Genomic DNA, 3459 nt, shown 5'->3' with positions numbered 1-3459 from the left:
TCAGCTTCGGTATGAAGTCCAACATTTCTACCCAGAGAATACTGACTCCCAGTCAGACGTGGGCAGGTCACTCCGGCAACTGCATTGACCTCACCGTATTGTTGGCCAGCTGTCTAGAATCGAGCGGGTATGCGCCTCTTGTGGTCCTGGTGCCGGGGCATGCTTTTCTAGGAGTGAATGGGAGGGGCAGACCCCATTACCTAGAAGCCACTATGCTTGGGAGAGCTGACTTTGAACAGGCATTACAGAGAGGGTCCGCCAATCATCAAGCTCTATATCTCGACGCCGATTCTCAGGAGGATAAGAGAATCGTCGTTGTGCCGGAAGCGCGGAAACGAGGCATCTACCCCCTGAAGTACTAGCCTACAGCCCAGGGCGACGGTCGGATTAGTCTAGCCGTGAGGTCAAGAAGCCAAGGACTCGAGGTTCCACCATCAGTGGTCCTCGAGTCCTTTTGCTCGGCCTATTGCGCTGTTCTACGGCCCCAACCCCGGCAGGTACCATTGCCCGGAGCCGGGGGTTAGCTGGGGCAGGTTATCCAGCGACGGCAGGTCGAGATAGAGCCGCGGCGGCTTGCCGCTCATCGGCGTGCCGACGACGATGCACTGGCTGGAGAGCTGGACGTCCTCGCCGCCGCCGGTGTAGGCGACGCCGTAGATGTGGCGGCCCGCGCCGGGGGTCAGCTTGAAGGCGAAGGTTCCGGTCGGGGCCGTCGTGGCCTTCATCGCCAGCTTCCACTGAGCCGGCAGGTTGACGCAGGCCGTCTGGTCCAGCTCATAGAGGCGCGCCTCAGCGCCGGGAATGCCGACGAGGGTCGTGTAGGAGGGCAGGGGCGCTCCGCTGGCGGGGTTGGTTCCACCCCCGGTGACAACCGTCTTCTTCAAGCTGCCGGTGATGGTGATCTCCTTCGTCCCATCGGCGAAGGACCCCTGGTCGACGACCAGCGTCTTCTCCGACGGGTCGACCACGGATAGCACGGGGAAGGGGTTCGTGGCCGTCGGGATGTAGACAGTGATCTTGCTTCCCGACGTCCCCTTGCTCGCCGGCAACTGGCCCGCGTCTGGCTTGTAGGTCTTCGTGGCGTACCTCCCGACGCTGAGGTTGTGCTGATTGAGGCTCCACTTGGCCAGGGTGAACTCGGTCACCTGGACGTCCTGACCGAAGAGGTCCTCGACCTCAAGGTACCACCGGGCCGATCCGGGCGGCCAAGCCGAGGCGGCGTAGGCCGGCAGGGGCACGTCGATGGCCAGGTTGTGGCTGGAGTCCCGGCAGGAGGAGATGTTCGGCCGGTCCCAGACGGTCACCGGGGTCTTCCCGACCACCCCGACCTTGATCCTCAGGCCGCCGCGCATGGACTTGCAGTTGACCCCGATGCGGGCGGTGTAAGCCTGGCTACTGCCGACGCGGTCGCTGGCCTTGTTCAGGAAGTACCTCGCCCACGTCAACTGGCCGGTCAGGCTGCCGTAGGGAACGTAGAAGGACCCTCCCGGCAAGTTCGATCCGCTGATCAGGACCCGGTCGCCCCAGGAGCCCAGGCACTTGAAGGCCCCCAGGGAGTCGTCCTTGTTCTTGACCAGATCATCGTAGCCGACCACGGTGACGCAGGCCCGCTTCATCGAGTAGTAGCTTTCGTGGCCGAGGCCGTAGGGACTGTCGGGGTTAGAATCCCAGGGGTTGCCGCTGGACCCGAGGAGGATCGGGAGGGGACCGCCAGCGACCAACGGCCCGTAGGTCTGGAGGAGACCCTTGAGTCCGTCGACCCCGAGCGAGGCCGTGCTGAGCGGGTCACTGAAGGCGGTCACCCGGTAGGTCAGCGCCTCCTGCATGGTGGCCGTCGTCGGCTGGGGCATCAGGGTCGTGTCCCAGTAATAGATGGGGTTGCCGTTGAAGTCGTGAACCGGGTTCCCGTACGGGTCCTTGACCAGCGTCTTGACGGCCTTATCGTAGTTGGAGGGCAGGGAGACCTCGGTGCAAAGGCCCTCGTTCTGAAGGATGTCGGTCTCGAACTTGGGGATGTACTCCGGCGGGAAGTTGGGATGGGTCTTGGCCCAGGGCCAGAAGAGGTTGTCATACTGGTGCTCGAGGAACCACTCGGAGAGGTCTGGCGAGTAGGCCGACTCCATCTCCTTGAGGATGGTACCGCCTGGGTGGCCGCCCGGAGGAGGGTCCCGGACCAGCTGTCTTGGTCCTGAATGAAGGTCACGTAGGGCGAGTAGTCGAGCTTGGGCAGGACGACCGACTTGATGGCGACCGGCGGCGAGGTTGCCTGGGCGGCGTTGCCGTCGACCATGAACTGCTCCATCTCGGCGTCGGCCGAGACCAGCGGCCTGGCCCCCGGCACGGTCGAGGGGGCCTGGGTGATCAGTTTCAGCCGGGCCGACGGAACCCGCCCGGTCGCCTTGACCACCGGGACCGTTCGGTAGATCGGTTCGATCAGGGGCGTCAAAGGGTCAGTAGAGCGGGCTTCAGGGAGACGTAGAGAGCGCCCTTCGTCGCGTCCAGCGTCACCTTGGCCCCGAGGCCCTGAGCCGCCATGCGCATCGGGATCATCATCGTCGAGCTGAACATCTTCGGGGCGACGGGGAGCGGCACCGCCGTACCGTTCTTCAGCGCCGCCTTGACGCCGACCTGGAACTTGAGATTGGTCGTCCCTTTGCTGGCGGTCATCGATTGGGTGTAGGGATCCCAGACGACGGTCGCGCCGAGCCCTTCGAGAAACGGCTTGCCGGGGACCAGCCAATCCTCTCCGGTGTTCTCAGGGGCGACGCTGAAGTCGAACGGGTCACCGTCCAGATAGACCGGCATCGGTGGTTCGGGCTGGGGATTGAGGGCCAGGGCCGGCGAGGGGACGGAGAGGGCCAGGACCATAGCCAACGTGACCAGGAGGACCAGCGACCGGACCAGGGGGAGTCTCCGACGGAGGCGCACAAAGGATCACCTCGCTGACGGTCTTGCTCGGGGCGGGGGCGGGCCACTCCGTTCACGATATTCCGGGGCCAAGCAAAGAAGCCCAGGGGTCGCCACCGTCAGGCGGTGACGCTTCCGGGCTTCGGGCGGCCAAATGCTACATCTTCAGGCCCCCAACGGGTCAAGGTGCCGATAGGTTTCTGCTCTTTCCAGGGCAATCCTTTCCGGCCTGTTCCGCAGGCCGCCGTTCAGAGGACCAGCCGGAGGAGGGCCATGGCGACGATCCCGACGACCACCGTACCCATCAGACTCCGCGTGTACACGGCGACGAGGAAGGTTGGGACGGCCGCCAGCACTTGCGGGTGGGCCGGGGGAAGGGCCAGGCCGCCGCCGGCGACCAGAAGCTCCTTGGCCAGCAAGGCCGAGAGCACGGCCACCGGCACGAAGCTCAGCCACCGAAGGACGGCAGGCGGCAGCTTGAAGCGGCTGAGGACGACCAGCGGGAGCATCCGGGGAAGGTAGGTCACCAGGGCCATGCCCGCGAAGAGGGCC

Annotated in this window: 5 protein-coding genes; 2 read left to right on the top strand and 3 right to left on the bottom strand. The window is 64.8% G+C overall.

The genetic code is table 11. From position 1 onward, the window contains the following. Window positions 1-362 (top strand): hypothetical protein (locus tag VGL40_08145; GenBank protein ID HEY3315226.1); only part of this gene is annotated, 362 nt, incomplete at its 5' end. 114 nt (window positions 363-476) lie between these two features. On the opposite strand, the gene VGL40_08140 is transcribed toward VGL40_08145, so the two are convergent. Then, on the bottom strand, window positions 477-2123 hold the full coding sequence (locus VGL40_08140) for a hypothetical protein (GenBank protein ID HEY3315225.1): 1647 nt from the start codon (window positions 2121-2123) through the stop codon (window positions 477-479). Between the two features lie 99 nt (window positions 2124-2222). On the opposite strand from VGL40_08140, the gene VGL40_08135 reads away from it, so the two are divergent. After that, the gene (locus VGL40_08135) at window positions 2223-2423 is read left to right on the top strand and encodes a hypothetical protein (protein ID HEY3315224.1); all 201 of its coding nucleotides are present in this window, start codon (window positions 2223-2225) and stop codon (window positions 2421-2423) included. A 19-nt stretch (window positions 2424-2442) separates the two neighbouring features. Here the strand turns inward: VGL40_08135 and VGL40_08130 are convergent, their stop codons facing one another. Then, the gene (locus tag VGL40_08130; protein HEY3315223.1) at window positions 2443-2928 is read right to left on the bottom strand and encodes a copper amine oxidase N-terminal domain-containing protein; all 486 of its coding nucleotides are present in this window, start codon (window positions 2926-2928) and stop codon (window positions 2443-2445) included. Window positions 2929-3155: 227 nt separating this feature from the next. Next, on the bottom strand, window positions 3156-3443 hold the full coding sequence (locus VGL40_08125; GenBank protein HEY3315222.1) for an AzlD domain-containing protein: 288 nt from the start codon (window positions 3441-3443) through the stop codon (window positions 3156-3158). Between the last annotated feature and the right edge of the window lie 16 nt (window positions 3444-3459).

The sequence above is a fragment of the Bacillota bacterium genome (assembly GCA_036504675.1).
Taxonomy (GTDB): Bacteria; Bacillota; Sulfobacillia; order JAJYWN01; family JAJZPE01; genus DASXUT01.
Note: the sequence above shows the minus strand (reverse complement) of the source record. Positions and strands in the feature narration are given on the sequence as shown.

Bases quoted from the DNA above. Each gene is read 5' to 3' on its own strand.
- VGL40_08125 (HEY3315222.1), bottom strand. From the start codon at position 3,443: ATGGCCCTGGTGACCTACCTTCCCCGGATGCTCCCGCTGGTCGTCCTC.
- VGL40_08140 (HEY3315225.1), bottom strand. From the start codon at position 2,123: ATGGAGTCGGCCTACTCGCCAGACCTCTCCGAGTGGTTCCTCGAGCAC.